The sequence below is a fragment of the Streptomyces sp. NPDC015032 genome (assembly GCF_043080425.1).
In the GTDB taxonomy this organism is placed as follows: Bacteria; Actinomycetota; Actinomycetes; order Streptomycetales; family Streptomycetaceae; genus Streptomyces.
In genome coordinates this window covers 1-15110 of the sequence record NZ_JBIBVN010000073.1, presented here as the reverse complement: position 1 = coordinate 15110, position 15110 = coordinate 1, and the positions used below count along the sequence as shown (strand labels likewise).

The 15110-nt window shown below is 70.2% G+C and carries 14 protein-coding genes and 2 pseudogenes; 10 read left to right on the top strand and 6 right to left on the bottom strand.

Features of this window, described 5'->3' with window-relative positions; genetic code table 11:
- Positions 1-343, top strand: a 343-nt coding sequence (locus tag ACF08M_RS40265) for a hypothetical protein (protein WP_392190274.1), incomplete at its 5' end; no start/stop codon positions are given.
- A 26-nt stretch (positions 344-369) separates the two neighbouring features.
- On the opposite strand, the gene ACF08M_RS40260 is transcribed toward ACF08M_RS40265, so the two are convergent.
- A complete protein-coding gene (locus ACF08M_RS40260; protein ID WP_392190273.1) occupies positions 370-906 on the bottom strand; it encodes a phosphoribosyltransferase in 537 nt (178 codons plus the stop codon).
- Between the two features lie 1507 nt (positions 907-2413).
- Here ACF08M_RS40260 and ACF08M_RS40255 point away from each other — a divergent pair.
- Both ACF08M_RS40255 and ACF08M_RS40250 read left to right on the top strand, forming a co-directional pair.
- Positions 2414-3559: a TniB family NTP-binding protein gene (locus ACF08M_RS40255; protein WP_392190275.1), complete on the top strand. Its 1146-nt coding sequence runs from the start codon at positions 2414-2416 to the stop codon at positions 3557-3559.
- 137 nt (positions 3560-3696) lie between these two features.
- A complete protein-coding gene (locus ACF08M_RS40250; protein WP_392190272.1) occupies positions 3697-4629 on the top strand; it encodes a TniQ family protein in 933 nt (310 codons plus the stop codon).
- Positions 4630-4911: 282 nt separating this feature from the next.
- Here ACF08M_RS40250 and ACF08M_RS40245 read toward each other — a convergent pair.
- Together ACF08M_RS40245 and ACF08M_RS40240 are read right to left on the bottom strand one after the other, a co-directional pair.
- A pseudogene (locus ACF08M_RS40245) lies at positions 4912-5259 on the bottom strand (IS6 family transposase); the annotation flags it as partial.
- Between the two features lie 198 nt (positions 5260-5457).
- The gene (locus tag ACF08M_RS40240) at positions 5458-6678 is read right to left on the bottom strand and encodes a cytochrome P450 (protein ID WP_392190271.1); all 1221 of its coding nucleotides are present in this window, start codon (positions 6676-6678) and stop codon (positions 5458-5460) included.
- Between the two features lie 279 nt (positions 6679-6957).
- Between ACF08M_RS40240 and ACF08M_RS40235 the strand changes: the two genes are divergently transcribed.
- From ACF08M_RS40235 to ACF08M_RS40220, 4 genes are all read left to right on the top strand, one after another.
- Complete coding sequence (locus tag ACF08M_RS40235; protein ID WP_392190270.1) at positions 6958-7686, top strand: thioesterase II family protein; 729 nt, start codon at positions 6958-6960, stop codon at positions 7684-7686.
- Positions 7683-8429, top strand: coding sequence for an SDR family NAD(P)-dependent oxidoreductase (locus ACF08M_RS40230; protein ID WP_392190269.1), 747 nt, complete (start codon positions 7683-7685; stop codon positions 8427-8429). The genes ACF08M_RS40235 and ACF08M_RS40230 overlap by 4 nt, the downstream gene beginning before the upstream one ends.
- Before the next feature lie 77 nt (positions 8430-8506).
- Positions 8507-9769 (top strand): pyridoxal phosphate-dependent aminotransferase, encoded by a 1263-nt coding sequence (locus ACF08M_RS40225; RefSeq protein WP_392190268.1) that lies wholly within the window; start codon positions 8507-8509, stop codon positions 9767-9769.
- Positions 9770-9773: 4 nt separating this feature from the next.
- Entirely contained in the window at positions 9774-10493 is a 720-nt protein-coding gene (locus tag ACF08M_RS40220; RefSeq protein WP_392190267.1) for a tryptophan 2,3-dioxygenase family protein, read from the top strand.
- On the opposite strand, the gene ACF08M_RS40215 is transcribed toward ACF08M_RS40220, so the two are convergent.
- Both ACF08M_RS40215 and ACF08M_RS40210 read right to left on the bottom strand, forming a co-directional pair.
- Positions 10481-11221, bottom strand: coding sequence for a reverse transcriptase N-terminal domain-containing protein (locus tag ACF08M_RS40215; protein ID WP_392190266.1), 741 nt, complete (start codon positions 11219-11221; stop codon positions 10481-10483). The genes ACF08M_RS40220 and ACF08M_RS40215 overlap by 13 nt on opposite strands.
- 722 nt (positions 11222-11943) lie before the next feature.
- The gene (locus tag ACF08M_RS40210; protein WP_392190265.1) at positions 11944-12210 is read right to left on the bottom strand and encodes a hypothetical protein; all 267 of its coding nucleotides are present in this window, start codon (positions 12208-12210) and stop codon (positions 11944-11946) included.
- A 375-nt stretch (positions 12211-12585) separates the two neighbouring features.
- Between ACF08M_RS40210 and ACF08M_RS40205 the strand changes: the two genes are divergently transcribed.
- The 3 genes and pseudogenes from ACF08M_RS40205 to ACF08M_RS40195 form a co-directional block, all read left to right on the top strand.
- Positions 12586-13101: a hypothetical protein gene (locus ACF08M_RS40205; RefSeq protein WP_392190264.1), complete on the top strand. Its 516-nt coding sequence runs from the start codon at positions 12586-12588 to the stop codon at positions 13099-13101.
- A gap of 119 nt (positions 13102-13220) precedes the next feature.
- A complete protein-coding gene (locus tag ACF08M_RS40200) occupies positions 13221-14078 on the top strand; it encodes a DUF4097 domain-containing protein (protein ID WP_392190263.1) in 858 nt (285 codons plus the stop codon).
- Between the two features lie 151 nt (positions 14079-14229).
- Positions 14230-14349, top strand: a pseudogene (locus ACF08M_RS40195) (IS6 family transposase); the annotation flags it as partial.
- 61 nt (positions 14350-14410) lie between these two features.
- On the opposite strand, the gene ACF08M_RS40190 reads toward ACF08M_RS40195, so the two are convergent.
- Positions 14411-15110 (bottom strand): IS6 family transposase (locus ACF08M_RS40190; RefSeq protein ID WP_392190262.1); only part of this gene is annotated, 700 nt, incomplete at its 5' end.

The window sequence follows — 15110 nt, the reverse complement described above, 5'->3', positions numbered from 1 at the left end:
CAGGCGAGTACTTCGATGTCCCCAACGGGAACTCCCGTCCTATGGATCTTCACGATCCAATGATCAGGGTGTCCACGATCAAGGGGAAACGCCCGAGATCTCCACCATCCGCTCCAACCCGCAACCCGCTGCCGCGGCGGAGAAGCACCCGAGCCCCTACGAGATCCTCGCCGCCAGGAACGCCAAGCTCCGCCGGACGAACCGGTCACTGACCGAGAACCTCCGCTTCGCGGCGGCCCAGATCCAGCGCCTGGCCGTGGACAACGCCCGCCTGCGTGAGGCCCTGGAGGAAAGCACCAACATCACCCGCATCGACCGGCCCGACCGGCCACGAGGTCGCTGACCACAGTGTCACGCGGTCCGCGGCAGTTACCCGCCCTCAGGCAGTTCCTTCGCGGAGAGCAGCCCTCGGACGGGACCGACCCTCGCCCGGAGAGCTTCCGCGTCGAGCTGGTCCACGACGACGGCGCACCCAGCCCAGCCACCACCGCACTCGATCACCATCTCTTTCACCGCCGCAGCCTGGCTACCGGTCTCGATCCAGTCGTCCACAAGCAGCACGCGGTCCCCCGACGCCACCGAGTCACGCTGGAGTCGGAGCGTGTGACGCAGTTTCCGATAGTCGGGGGACGACTCACGCACAAGCTTGTCGCCCGGGAAGAGCCCTTCCGCCTTACGCACCGGAATGAAGCCAACGCCTAGTGCAACAGCAGCTGCCCCACCGAGGAGGAAGCCTCGGGACTCGACACCACAGACTGCAGTGATCCCCTCGTCCTTGAACGGCTCCACCAGACCTCGAACCACGGCCGCGAGCGTCACGGGATCCCTGAAGACCGCCCAGACATCCGCGTGCCCATCGATCCAGCGAAAGCGTTCCAGAACAAGGCCCCGAGCATGAGCAGGCATGGCGGTGAGTCTCCCGCTCAACGCAGTCGTGATCAATCCATTTCAGAGGGGCCTGAGCAGCGGTCAACGGTCAGCCCACAACTACCACCACAACATCGCGCTGGACGTGGCATCCAGGTCGGTCCTGGCCGCGGTGCTGCGACCAGCCGGCACCAAGGCGGTCGACGCGGCCCTGCTGCTGGCCGAGATGGCGACCCCGCACCCGATGCGACCAGGCTGGCCCGGCATCCTGGCCCTGTCACGGGCACCGGCACCCTACGAACTGCTCCTGGACGCCGACGCCCGGCTGCAGGGCGCCGCGGCACGCCCGGTCGTCGTGCCCGAGACCGTGGCCGTGGACCGGGGGCGGGTGTTCGTCTCCGAGGCGTTTCTTGCCGCCGCCGAGACCCTGGGCATCAGCGTGCAGCCCGCTCCCCCGCGCCAGCCCGCCACCAAAGGCCACGTCGAACGCACTTTCGGGTCCATCAACAGCCTGCTGTGCCAGCACATCGCCGGCCACACCGGCTCCGACCCCACCCGCCGCGGACCCCGCGCCGAGACCGAGGCCATGTGGACCGTGGCGCAGCTCCAGGACCTGCTGGATGAGTGGATCGCCACCGAATGGCAGAACCGGCCCCACGAAGGACTGCGCCACCCCACCATGCCCGCCACCGCCCTGTCCCCCAACGAGATGTGGGGCGCCCTGCTCGGCACCTGCGGCCACGTCCCTCTCCCACTGACCCGAGCCGACTACATCGAACTCCTGCCCGTGCGCTGGAAGCCCATCACCGACCGCGGCATCCGCATCGACCACCGCACCTACGACCACCACACCCTCAACCCCCACCGCGGCCAGCCCTCCGGCATCACCACGCAGAACGGCCGCTGGGAGGTCCACCACAACCCCCACGACCACCGGCAGGTCTGGGTCCGCCTGCCCGACGGGCAGTTCACCGCCGTGCCCTGGATCCACGCCGACCACGTCCACCAGCCTTTCGGCGACGACCTGTGGCAGCACCTGAAGACCACCGTCGAACGCCGCGGTACCCGCGACCAGCACGAAGCCGACCTCGCCCAGGCCCTCGACGACCTCCTGCACCGGGTCCGCACCGGAGACGCCACCGCCCGCGAACAGCACCTCGCCACCCGCCACGCACCCGCAACCCTCCCCCGCGGCCACGCTCCGGCCCAGCCGGCCGCCCCCGGCAGCGGCCCCGCCAGGCAGCCACGCCCCGGGACCGACCCGAACCCCGGCAGCGTCCGGACCCAGACCCCACCCACCAGGGCGCAGCCCAGCACCCCAGGCCCGCAGGCCCGCAGGCCCGGCCTCAGCCCCGGGGATCCGGGACGGCGACGGCGGCGGACCGGGGAACGAGCCGGGCGGCACGACCACGCCGGCCGGCGGGCAGGACGCGGACAGCCTGGACGACCTCAGCGCGGACCAGGACGACGAAGAACCAGACGGCCCAGACCCCTGGCCCCAGGGCGGCGGATTCGGGCTGTACGACGCGCGCAAGGAGGCCGAACTGTGGTGACCGACGCCCCCACTGCCGCACCGGGGCCCGGGCAGGACGCCTCCCCCACCACATGGGAGCTGTTCCAACGCTTCGCGGCCGACCCCGTCCCCGAACCGCCCAAGCCGGGGGACCCGCCGCGCACCGCCGAGCAGCGCCTGGCCTACCACTCCCGCTTCGTGACCGTCCGCACCCCCGCCGTCGTCCAGACCTCCCTCGAAGTACGCACCCTGATGGCACTCGGGCGCCACCAGCAGGCCACCGCCCGACCCTCACTGATCGTCACCGGGCCGCCCACCACCGGAAAGACCACCATCCTCCTGGAAGTGGGCCGCACCTGCCACCTCGCCGAACAGGCCCGAGGCGGCCCCGCCGCCAGCCAGGTCCCCGTCGCCTACCTCCTGGTCCCGCCCGGCGCCACCGCCAAAGCCCTCGCGCTCGAGTTCGCCCGATACCTCGGCATCCCCGTCTCCTCCCGCATGACCCTGACCCAGATCACCGCGGCGGTGTGCCACACCTACAACACAGTCGGCGTGCGCCTGGTCCTGATCGACGAGATCCACCGCCTGACCCCGCGCACCACCAACGGCGCCGAAGCCGCCGACTTCCTCAAAGACCTCACCGAGAAGATCCGCGCCACCTTCGTCTACGCCGGCATCGACGTCACCGCCACCCACCTGTTCACCGGCACCGCCGGCGCCCAACTCGCCGGACGCGCCCAACTCATCGACTGCGACCCCCTGCCCGCCACCACCCGCACCACCGACCACGCGAACCGCACCACCACCAGCAGCGCAAGCAGCACGAGCAGCACGAGCGAAGCAACCGCAGGCCGCGGGAGGAGCGGCGCGGCCACGGTCACCCGACCGTTCCGCGAGACCGTCGCCGCGATGGAGAACGCCCTCGACCTCGACCACCACCGCCCCGGCAGCCTCGTACGCCTGGCCCCCTACCTCCACCAACGCACCGCCGGCCGCATCGGCAGCCTCTCCCGCCTCCTACGACGCGCCGCCATCACCGCCATCCTCGACGGCACCGAGAAGATCACCCGCCCCGCCCTGGACACCATCACCCTGGACCACCTCGCCGAACAGCACTACCGCCCCCGCACCGTCACCCGTAAACCCACCACCAGCCGCCCCACCCCAACAACCACATGACCACCCACCACCGGGACGAAGCGAGGCAGCAAGGACCCGGCGCCAGGCCGCAGCCGGGCATAGCCGCGACCACAGACCCACAGCGGGCACCGCGCACGTATACCCGGGCCGCACCGCCGACCGCCGGGGCACTGCGGGTGAGACCGCTGCCCCACGAGACCACCGCCTCCTACCTGAACCGCCTCGCCCACACCTACCGGACCACCACCGCCGACCTCCTGGACGGCCTGGGCATCACCACCGGCACCCGCACCGCCCCCGCAGCCCCGGGGACCGCCGAACTCCACCTCGACACCACAGCCCAACTGCGCCTGGCCGCCTTCACCCGCACCCCGCCCGACAACCTCGCCCAGGCACTGCCGCACCTCACCAACCACCCCTCAGCCCGACTCCGCACCCCCAGCACCAACCCCGGACCCGCCGGAGCAACAGTGGCCGGCGCGGCCCCGCGCGCCACCGCTGCCTGGCAGCCCCTGGAACCCGGCGAGCAACCCGTACGGGCCTGCCCCGCCTGCACCCGCCGCCACACCCAAGGCGCCACCGGCCATGCCCTCCTCCACCCGCCCCCGCACCAGGCCCTGTGCCCGCTTCACCAGCACTGGAGCCTGGACCCCCGGCACAGCCTCGACACGCGCGCCCTACCCGAACTCACCGCGGCCCACAGCAGCCACCAGCGGCTCAACCGCCACCCCCGCGCCGCCACCGCCACCAGCTGGGCCACCGCCATCACCACCCGCTGGTACGACCAGCAAACCCACCTCACCAACCGCTGGCAGCACCGCCTGAAACGCCTCACCGACGCCAACCCCCATGCCGCGCCCACCGGAAGGTCCTGGGCGCTGTACGCACGCACCCTCGTGACCTACCCCGAGACCATCACCCTCGCCCGAGCCCTCGCACAGGCCCGACTACCCGACCAGCCACGACAAGGACCCCTCCCCGCAACCCACCCCGCCATCACCGCCTTCCTCCACCACACCGCCCACCAACTCCACCTCCCCCGCCTCGCACCACCCCCCACCGACCTCCTCTGGACATGGATCCACCAAGCCCGCCCCACAAACTCCTGACCACGCAACACCCGCAACCGCGCGACCCACCTCCCGCTGCAGCACGGCCACCCAACGGGCTCTCACCAGACCACTGAGAAGTCCCACCACCTCCCACACAATCCCTGATTCCCAACCAAACACCGAAACCCGCAGGCCCAGAAGCCCACAGCACCGCGAAGCCCCTACGCAACGATCAAGAAAGGAAGAGAGACAAGCCCGGAACCCCAGAAAACCCTCTCACTCCAACCACAACACCACCGGCCCCCACCACAGCCAACACAAGATCCAACGCCCCGTCACAGCGGCGGTGTCGCGGGTGTTGGTCACGAGGACGTCCAGGACGTTGCCCTCCTGGTCCACCGCGCGCCAGAGGTAGCGCATCTTCCCGTTGACCTTGATGAAGACCTCGTCCAGGTGCCACCGGTCGCCCGGGCGGGACTGCCGCCGGCGCAGCCCGGCGGCGTAGGCGGGCCCGAACCGCTCGCACCACAGGCGGATCGCCTCGTAGGAGACGGTGATCCCGCGCTCGAAGAGGATCTCCTCCACGTCACGCAGGGACAGCCGGAACCGGTGGTACAGCCAGACGGCGTGGGCGATGACCTCCGGCGGGAACCGGAACCCCCGGTACGACGGTGCAGCGGTCTCCACGAACGGCCCCTCCCACGACGACCTCCACCAAGATCATCGCACCTCCTTCCTCAACTTGATAACACCCGGTCGGACGCAAAACCCTTCACCTGGACCGCGACCACCGGCGAGATCCTCGCCAAGGTCCAACTCGTCGCAACCAGCGTCAGAAAACTCGTCAATAACAACGCGAACTGACAAAAACCGGATCACGAGACACTAGACCGCCCGGGGATGAAAGCGCACCCGCAGCCCGCTGTAGCCGAAGAGGAAATTCGAGTAGATGCGGGTCGGTGCACCGTCGAGTTCCAGTGATTCCACCGAGTCCACCAGCGCGGTCAGCAGCCCGCGGAGTTCGGCCCGGCCGAGGTAGGCGCCGATGCAGTAATGCAGTCCGTGGCCGAAGGAGAGGTGTTTGTTGGGCTGCCGGGAGAGGTTGAATTGCCGGGGCGCGTCGAATACCGCTTCGTCGTTGTTGGCCGAGGTGTTCCACAGGGTGACGATGTCGCCCGTACGGATCTGCCGGCCGCCGATGACGAGATCGCGGGTCGCGGTGCGGGCGAAGTGCATGCCGGGGGTCGACCAGCGCAGCACCTCCTCGACCGCCGATTCGAAGCCCGTCTCACCCGTACGCAGCGCCCGCCACTGGTCCCCGTTCTCGGCGAGCGCGAGGACCGCGGTGATGGCCGACATCCGCGAGGACTCGTCGCCGCCCAGGATGAGGCTGTAGCAGTTAAGGGCGACGTCCTCGATGCTCAGCGGCCGGCCCTCGACCTCCGCGCCGGCGATCATGCTGATCACGTCGTCGCCGGGGCGGTCCCGGCGCTCCTGGGCCAGTTCCATGAAGTAGAGGACGATCTCGTTGCGGGCGCCGACCGAGTCGAGTTCCGTGCTCTCGGGGTCGTCCGAGGACAGCGCCATCTTGTTCCACTGGAGCAGGTCCTTGCGGTCCGCGTCGGGGATGGAGAGCAGATCGCAGATGGTGTGCATGGGGATCTGCTCGGCGACCTCGGTCGCGAAGTCGAACGAGCCGAGTTCGGTCACCGTGCGTACCAGGCGGTTGGTGCACTGCCGCACCTTCACGGCGACCTCGCCGAGCACCCGGGGCGAGAACGCGTGCAGCATCAGATTGCGCAGCTCCCGGTGCCGGGGGCGGTCGGTGACGGCCAGCATCCGGCCGCCGCCCGAATCGCCGCCACGCAGCAGCACTTCGAGCACCGTGCCGCGCGCGGAACTGAGCGCCTGCGGGTTGTTGTACGCGGCCTGGGCGTCAGAATGGCCGGCCACCACCCAGAAGCCGGGCCGTCCCTGGCGCGGCTCGTGCCAGTACACGGGCTCCGTCGCGCGGACCGTGCGCCAGAACGCGTGCGGATCGTGGTCGACGAACGTGGCCGGGTCGGTGAGGTCGACAGAGCGGAAGTCGGGGGCGGACGGGCTCATCCGGTGGGCTCCTTGCCATTCTTTGACAGCCGGTCTTCGAGGGCCGGCCGTGCGGCGCGCCCAAGCAAAGGGTCACCGTCCGGCCGACCCGGTCGGACGACTCTTCCCGACATCTTTCAGCCGCCCTTCGGCCCCGCGCCCCGGGTTGAATGAGAAGCGAAAGATTGACGATCACTGGCGCAATTGCCGTGGCAGGCTGCGGGACATCCGTTAACCCGTGAGTTCGAGCAGTGGGGATCTGCCATGGTCGGAAGTCGCCGCGCCAGCTGGATACGGCCGATGAACAATGTGGTGAATCCGGTGGTACGCGTGGTGTGTCTGCCGCATTCCGGCGGATCGGCGGGAAGTTACGCCGGCTGGTCCGCCGTGACGCCGCCGGACGTACAGCTCCTGGCGGTGCAGTACCCCGGGCGGGGAGACCGACTGCGGGAGGCGCCTGTGGGCAGCATCGCCGAGATGAGTGCCCAGGTCGCGGCGGAGCTGCTGCGGCTCGCACCGGTCGACTACGCGCTGTTCGGGCACAGCCTGGGGGCGCTGGTGGCGTACGAGACCGCGCTGGTGATGCGCGACCAAGGCGCCCCGCCGCAGCACCTGTTCGTCTCCAGCTGTACCGCGCCCGACGACTCCCGCAGCGGGATCACCCACCTCGCCTCCGACGACGAACTGTGGTCGTCGGTGGGCCGGCTCGGCGGCATCGAACCGGAGATCGCTCAGAACGACGAGCTGCGCGACCTCGTACTGCCCGCGCTGCGCTCGGACGTACGGGCGAGCGAGACCTACCGCCCCTCCCCCACGGCCGAGCCCCTGCCGTGCCCGGTGCGCTGCTACCACAGCCCCGAGGACGAGTTCACCCGGGACGCCGCGCTGGCCGCGTGGTCGCGGGTGACCTCCGCACCGTTCAGCGTGCACGAGCGCTCCGGCGGGCATTTCCACCTGTGGGCCGACCCGGCCGAGCTGGTCGGCGACCTGCTGGCCGCCATGCCCCGGCGCGGGACGCTGGCGTCATGAGCATCGCCGGACAGTCGGTGGTGATCACCGGCGCGGGTACGGGCATCGGACGCGGCATCGCCGAGCGGGCACTGCGCTCCGGGGCGCGCGTCACGGTCGTCGGACGGCGCGCGGAACCGCTGGCGGAGCTGGTCCGACAGGCCCCGGACGCGGTCGAGATGGTGGCCGTGGACGTCAGCGCGCCGGGCGCCGCGGAGAGCATCGTGGCCGCGGCCGTCGACCGGTTCGGGCGCCTGGACGCCGTCGTCAACAACGCCGGAGCGGCCCGGTTCGGCAAGCTGGCCGAGACCGGCCCGGCCGACTTCACCGCGATGCTGGACGTCAATGTCCGCGCGCCCGCCGACCTCATCCGCAGCGCGCTGCCGCAGCTGCAGGCCAACCGCGGCTGTGTCGTCAACGTCTCGTCGGTCTCCGGTGTGCTGGCCATGCCGGGGCGTTCGTTCTACGGCGCCAGCAAGGCCGCCCTCAACAGCCTGACCCGCTCGCTGGCGCGGGAACTCGCGCCGGGGGTACGGGTCAACGCGATCCTGCCGGGCCCGGTCGACACACCTTTGTGGCAGGAGACGGGGATGACGGCCGCACAGGAGCAGGAGCTGCGCGACGGGCTGCTGTCCGCGACGCCGATGGGCCGCTTCGGCGACGGCGCCGAGGTCGCCAGGTGGGTGTGCGCGCTGCTCGATCCGGAGCTGTCCGGGTGGGTCACCGGCGCGCTGATCCCGGTCGACGGCGGCCGTACGGCATAGCGCGCGGCCGCGCCACGCAACGACCAACCGACCAACACTGCCCGATTGTTGAGTTCACCAGACATGCGAGGTGGCACGTGAGCGTGCACATAGCGGGGACCGAAGAACTGAGCCGCGCACCGATGGCCGCGACGATTCCGTCGTCGTGTCTCCAGGACATCTTCCGTGCGGCGGAGATCAAGGAGCGCACCACCGGCGCCCGGGTGACCAAACTCCACGTGGGCGAGCCCTACTTCAACCCGCCGGACGACGTCGCCGAGGCGTTCATCGAGGCCGTCCGGCGCGGCGACACCAAGTACTCGGGCGTGGACGGCCTGCCGGAGCTGCGCGCGGCCCTGACCGAGAAGCTGAACCGCGACAACCTCCTGGACACCACCGCCTCCCGGGTCTTTGTCTCCCCCGGCTCCTGCCAGGGCCTGTCCGCGCTGCTGCAGTCCCTCGCCGAGCCCGGTGCCGAGATTCTGCTGCCCGAACTGCACTGGCCCGTCCACCTCCAGCAGAGCCTGCTGGCGGGTTTCCGCCCGGTCTTCTACAAGCTGGGCCCCGACTTCCGCCCCGACCCGGACGCCCTGCTGGCCGCGGCCGGTCCGCGCACCCGCGTACTGCTGCTCAACTCCCCTTCCAACCCCAGCGGCGCGGTCCTGGACGCCGAGCTGCTGGGCACCCTGCTCGGCCTGGCCCGCGAGCAGGGCTGGCAGGTCATCAGCGACGAAGCGTACGAGCACTTCGTCTACGACGGCGACCACTTCTCGGTGGCGTCGCTGGAGCGCGATGTCCCGGTCGCCGACCGGATCGTGCACAGCGTCTACACCTTCTCCAAGGGCGCCGCCATGACCGGCTACCGGCTGGGTTACGTGGCCGCCGCCACCGACCGGGCCGCCGATGCCCTGCGGGTCGTCCAGGAAGCCAACATCATCGGCACCTCCACACCGGTGCAGTACGCGGGGCTGGCCGCGCTGCGCGCCCGCGCCGCCATCGCCGAGACCAACCGCGCGCGGGTACTGGCCAACCGGGACGCCGCGCTCCCCCGGCTCGTCGAGGCCGGTCTGCTGCACGAGCTGCCAGCGGGCGGGTGGTACGCGATGGCGGACATCGGGCGTACCAGCATGGACGCCGAGACCTTCGCCACCCGGCTGCTGGACGCCACCGATGTCGCGGTGGTCCCCGGCAACGGCTTCGCCTGGCACCCCGAACTCGACGCGGCGGGCGCCATCCGGTCGGCCGAGTACGCCCCTTGGGCCCGCCACCTGATCCGGATCGCGTTCTGCGTCGACCCGCAGGAGCTCGACCTCGGCGTACGCAAACTGCTCGACTTCGTCCGAGACCACACCGCGGAGTGACGCCGTGACCAGCAGCCTGACCTACAAGGACTACCTGCGGGTGGACACCCTGCTCTCGTTGCAGGTGCCGCGGACGCGCGATACGGCCGACACCGCGGTCGTCCTCGCCGAGCACTTCTTCATCGTCGCGCACCAGACCTGCGAACTCTGGCTCAAGCAGATCATCGCCGACCTCGGCGCCGCGGCCAACGCGCTGTCCCCCGAACTCGGGTCCGATGAGCCGGAGTTGAGCGCCGAGTTCCTGCAGCGGGCGACCGAACTCTTTCGTGTGCTGCACGAACAGCTGCTCACGCTGGAGAAGCTGCCGCTGCGCCTCTTCGCCGAGTTCCGCCCCTATCTGGACACCGCCAGCGGGGCCGAATCGGTGCAATTCCGTTCGCTGACCGACCTATTGGGGGACGACGCGGACCCCGGCCGGCTGTACGAGGCGTTCTGCGCAGCGACGGCCCACCGCGGTACCTCTCCCGCCGAGGTCTGCCGGGCCGGCGTACAGACGGGTGTGCACCACCGGATCGCCGAACTGCTCCTGGACATCGGCAACGCGTACTGGCGCTGGAAGGTGGCCCACCTGGCCCTGATGTCCAGGACCCTGGGCGACCTGCCCGGCACCGGCGGCACCAGCGGCGCCTCCTACCTCGCCCAGCGCCTGACCCTCCCCTTCGGGGAGCTGCGGGTGCTGCGCGGACAGGTCCACGACGACTTCGCCCGCAATCACGAGGGCTGAGCACCCACATCGGTCCCCGGACCGCCGCGCCCGCCCCGGCTCCCCGCCGCCCGGACCGAGCCGGGGAACGTGCCGAGCGACGCGAGAAGGTGATCATGGTCGATTTTGTCGAACGCCGCCGCCAGGTCCGCGTCCAGCACCCACGGCCGTTTGCAGCGTGCGCCGCGGGCGGTCACGTAGATGGCCTGGATCGCGTCCTGGCAGCCACGGCCGGGACGAAAGCCATAGGATCTCGACTCGAACCGTGCCTCCCACTCGGGCTCCAACGCGCTCAGGACCACAGCTTGAAGACAGCGGTCCAAGATCACGGGGATCCCGAGGCCGCGCCGACGCCCGTCGGGCTTCGGCACGTACACCCGCTTGACGGGCCTGGGCTTCCACGCGGCGGCGCGGTGCTGTATCCAGTCGGCCACTTCGGCCTTGCCCTGGGGCGTCAGCACCACCCGCCCGTCGATGCCCGCCGTCGTGCGGCCAGCATTGACCTCCGTGACCCGGCGCACGCTCAACAGCGTGTTGGCACGGGAGCGGAGGAGTAGCTTCTGCAGATTGCGGACCCGCTTCAGGTCCCCAGCCTGCGACGCCACGAAGATCCTCTGCCGCAGACGCCGTACGTCGTCCTCGACCTGCCGCCAGTCGATCGCAGCCCAGTCGGAGACGTCGTCCTCGGGTCCGTTCACCACGCCGACGGCGGACGTGCCGGTCTGCACCGCCTCGTCCGTCCGTGCCACCGCAGTGTCCAACTTGTCCCTCGGTTCCGGTGCCGTCGTCCATCGAGTCCTCGCAGGCTCACCCGATCCACGTCAGCGCCCTTTCGGGCCAGGGCAGTTGCCCCTATCCGGCCAGTTATGCGGGTGCCGCCGGGGGAGGTCCCGGCTCGCGGCCCCGGTTTCCTGCTGCCTTTCGGTCACCGGCATTCGCTTCTTGGATCATCCTGCGCCCGCTGGGGAGTTGGACCTTCCTCACGGTCGGCCTACCGGACGGACCAGCCGTCCGGACCCCATCGGGGTTGTTGTGTTGCACATGAGCAAGATGCGACCGGGCAGGACGCCCCCTTTACTCCGAGGACGGTGGTGCGCTCCCAGCCGACAACTACGCCTCGACTGGCACCTGCCGCTTTCCAGCGGCCAGTCCCTACAACCCCGCTGGAACATCCCACCGGCAGGGGTAACCTTCACGAAGCCTCATCAGGGGTTCACTTGCGTTCGCCCATCACCCCGCCCGGCCTGGCTGGCCGTGCGGGACCGGGAACACCCGAACGGTCCGGAGGTTCCCGCCGGTCTTCTCCTCGCCTGTAACCCCAGGGTGGAACAGGGGCCCTTGGGCTTCTTCCCCGGGCTTCGCACCTCGCAGTTACCCGCGACGCACGCCGAGGCGGAGACGGGCCATGCGCACTGGCCCGGGTACTACACCCTCGGCATCAGCCGAACTCCATCAGTGCCTCCCACTTCGCTCAAGCACCCTCACATCGCACATAGGTCGAGGTTGCCTCCATGACCACGCGGGTGACGCCCTGGCAGATGAGGTGATCGGCCAGGTCCAGGATCGCGCCGCTGGTCGCGACGGTGTTGAAGACCCGCTGGGTCCGAAAGCCGGGCTTGTCCTCATGCGGCAGCCGGACGCAGACCATGCCCGATGCCTTGGCGATGTCGATCGCGGCGACCCGCTCCACGAACTCGGCTGCCTGCTCGATCTCCTCGATGTCCTCGGCCTCCGCCATGGACAGCTCCCCTCATACCGTTGCCTGTGCGGAACGGCGCCCGCCCATGGGACCGCTGGGGGAGCGAGAATCTGACCGGCGTGCTTCGAAGGCAACAGTGCGTGGCCCCTCTGCGGTCCCGGCGCCAGACTGACCTACGGGCTCAAGGTCCCAACGAAGCATCGGGGTCGGCGGGCAGGCACCGCGCCCATGTTTTCACGCCAGCACGGCGTCCCCGACAGGGATCAGGGGGACTGACCTGAACGGTCGGCGCACCTGACCCCGCACCCGGTTCGAGGGTGCGGGGTCACTGCGCATGCATGCCCAGGCGGAGGTGGCGCCACGTGGTGCCACTCGGTCTTGCGTGTGGCGCCATTGTGGCGCTATTATGACGTTATGGATCTCACGCCGTATGTCGACACCCTGCGTCGCGAACTCGCCGTGGCCGCCGAGGCCGGCGGGGAGGACGCCCGCGAGCTGGCCGAGCGGCTCATCGCCCCACTGGAGTCGGCGACCCGTCTGACCATGCTCAACGTGCTCTCCGCCGCGATGGACGAGATCACCCGCGAGCTGGCCCCGGGTTCGGTCGACGTACGGCTGCGCGGGCTGGACCCCGACTTCGTGGTGACGCCGCCGCCCGCCGCCGATGCCGCGGAAACGGCCGCCCCGCCCGTCGAACCGCCCAGGGCACAGGCGCCCGCCGACGGCGACGAGGGCGGCACCGCCCGCGTCAACCTGCGTCTGCCGGCCTACCTCAAGGCCCGCGCCGAGGAGGCCGCGAGCCGTGAGGGCCTGTCGGTCAACGCGTGGCTGGTGCGGGCCGTATCGGCCGCGGTCGACGGCGGCACCCGGCCGCACACGACGGGGCGGACCCACACCATCGGACACGGCTTCACCGGCTGGGTGCGCTAGCCACCGCCCGCACCCGCACTACTTCACCCGCGTCACCTCACCTCACTTCACCCACATCACGTCCCCTTTCCCATTTCCCAGGCGGGGACGACGCCAAGACCCAGGAGGACGGAACAGCCATGCCTTCTTTCGACACTCCCGAGCCGATCCTTGTCACCGCCCAAGTGGAGGCCGGTTCCATCCGCTTCGCAGCAGGCGACCGCGCCGACACCCTTGTCGAGGTACGGCCCCGCGACCCGAAGCAGGACCGGGACGTGCGGGCCGCCGAGCAGACCGAGGTCGCCTGCACAGGCGGCACCCTGACCGTCAGGACCCCCAAGCAGCGCAATACGCTCCGCCGCCCCGGCATCGTCGACGTGACCGTCGAACTGCCCACGGGCTCACGCATCGACATGACCGGCGCCTGGGCCCAGGTCCTCGGCGAGGGCCGGCTCGGCGAGGTCCGCGTGAAGACCTCCTCCGGCGACGTCCGCCTCGAGACCACCGGCCCGCTGCAGCTGACCGCCTCCCACGGCTCGGTCACCGTCGAGCGGGTCGAGGGCGAGGCCGAGATCACCACCAGCACCGGCAGCCTGCGCGTGGGTACCCTGAACGGTCCCGCCGTGGTGAAGAACTCGCACGGCACCACCACCGTCAACACCGCCACCGGCGACCTGCGGGTGAGCGGCGCCCACGGCGACATCGACGTCGCACACGCCGAGGCCTCGCTCACCGCCACCACCGCCCACGGCACCGTGCGCGCCGCCGACATCGCCCGCGGCACCGTCCAGCTGGAGACCTCCTACGGTGCCATCGAGATCGGCATTCGCCAGGGCACCGCCGCCTGGATCGACGCCGACGCAGGCTCCGGACAGGTACGCAACACCCTCACCACCACCTCCCGGACCCCCGAAAAGACCGAAGGCACCGAAGGCACCGTCGAGGTCCGCGCCCGCACCCGCCACGGCAACATCGACATCCTCCGCGCCAAGCCCTGACGACCCACCTACCGCCGAGTAGCCGAGGGGATTCTCACCCCTCGGCCCTCACAGATCCGTACGTGACGATCTCTCGTCATACGGCGGTGTTATCAAGTTGAGGAAGGAGGTGCGATGATCTTGGTGGAGGTCGTCGTGGGAGGGGCCGTTCGTGGAGACCGCTGCACCGTCGTACCGGGGGTTCCGGTTCCCGCCGGAGGTCATCGCCCACGCCGTCTGGCTGTACCACCGGTTCCGGCTGTCCCTGCGTGACGTGGAGGAGATCCGGGCTTGTCAAGTTGCCGTTGATGTAGGTGAGTTGGGGTATGCCGGTGGTGCTGGCGGTGCCTGGGTCAGGCCGTTGCGGCCATGAGGGTGGTGCCGGTGATCTGGTGCCAGACGGTGTGGCGGCTGGTCATCTCGGTGCGGTAGGCGGGGGCGGTCATCCGGTGGCGGCGGGGGCGGAAGTGGGGTGAGATCTGGGAGAAGGAGGCCAGGAATCTCTGGGCTGTGCCGACGCTGCGGAAGCCCTTCATGCTCCGTTCGCGTTCCCTGGTGGGGATATGAGAGTTTTCCGCCCGGTTGTTGAGGTATTTCGAGCTGCGGTGCTCGACGGAGGGCATGGCCCCGCGGTGGGCGGCCCCGTAACTGCGGAGCTTGTCGGTGACGATCACCCTCGGCACGGCCTCGGTGCCCTTGAGGAGTTTGCGGAAGAAACGCCGGGCCGCGGCGGTGTCGCGGGTGTTGGTCACGAGGACGTCCAGGACGTTGCCCTCCTGGTCCACCGCGCGCCAGAGGTAGCGCATCTTCCCGTTGACCTTGATGAAGACCTCGTCCAGGTGCCACCGGTCGCCCGGGCGGGACTGCCGCCGGCGCAGCCCGGCGGCGTAGGCGGGCCCGAACCGCTCGCACCACAGGCGGATCGCCTCGTAGGAGACGGTGATCCCGCGCTCGAAGAGGATCTCCTCCACGTCACGCAGGGACAGCCGGAACCGGTGGTACAGCCAGACGGCGTGGGCGATGACCTCCGGCGGGAACCGGAACCCCCGGTAC

What these genes read in the sequence shown, in the direction of transcription:
- ACF08M_RS40260 (WP_392190273.1), bottom strand. Translation starts at nt 906, where the DNA reads ATGCCTGCTCATGCTCGGGGCCTTGTTCTGGAACGCTTTCGCTGGATC.
- ACF08M_RS40230 (WP_392190269.1), top strand. Translation starts at nt 7,683, where the DNA reads ATGAGCATCGCCGGACAGTCGGTGGTGATCACCGGCGCGGGTACGGGC.
- ACF08M_RS40240 (WP_392190271.1), bottom strand. Translation starts at nt 6,678, where the DNA reads ATGAGCCCGTCCGCCCCCGACTTCCGCTCTGTCGACCTCACCGACCCG.
- ACF08M_RS40210 (WP_392190265.1), bottom strand. Translation starts at nt 12,210, where the DNA reads ATGGCGGAGGCCGAGGACATCGAGGAGATCGAGCAGGCAGCCGAGTTC.
- ACF08M_RS40235 (WP_392190270.1), top strand. Translation starts at nt 6,958, where the DNA reads ATGAACAATGTGGTGAATCCGGTGGTACGCGTGGTGTGTCTGCCGCAT.
- ACF08M_RS40200 (WP_392190263.1), top strand. Translation starts at nt 13,221, where the DNA reads ATGCCTTCTTTCGACACTCCCGAGCCGATCCTTGTCACCGCCCAAGTG.
- ACF08M_RS40205 (WP_392190264.1), top strand. Translation starts at nt 12,586, where the DNA reads ATGGATCTCACGCCGTATGTCGACACCCTGCGTCGCGAACTCGCCGTG.